General features: G+C 54.9%; 1 protein-coding gene. It reads right to left on the reverse strand.

The annotated features are described in order from the left end of the window. On the reverse strand, positions 1-381 hold a 381-nt coding region (locus SB754_RS19410; protein WP_410784039.1), incomplete at both ends, for a transposase.

The following is a 381-nucleotide window of genomic DNA, read 5'->3' on the forward strand; positions in this document are numbered from 1 at the left end:
CGCCAGTGAACCCGGACGATATAATCAGCTTCTCCAAAAGCAAGTGAGCGGATACATTCGGGACGCGAACCGAATCCCCGGTCAGCAATGCGTATCTCGTCTGCCGTTTGCGCAAATCGGTCCAGCCGTTCAGCGTCTCTGCTGTCGGTTAGCTCAAAATCAGTGAACTGACAGGTATGAGGATCATATCCCATATGTAGTCGCCATTCAGCGCTGCCGCCCCCGGGCGCACTGATTGCTGTTCCATCGACAAGACGCAATCTCTTTCCGCTTGTACAACCCGTAACTGCGGCGCGTACAGCAAGTGTTTGTGCGGCAAGTATGCCAAACCAGTCGGCGGCATTCCGCAGCCGCTTCAGGAGAGCCACGTCAGATAATGTT

Origin of the sequence: Leifsonia sp. SIMBA_070 (assembly GCF_046534635.1) — a bacterium.
GTDB lineage: Bacteria > Actinomycetota > Actinomycetes > Actinomycetales > Microbacteriaceae > Leifsonia.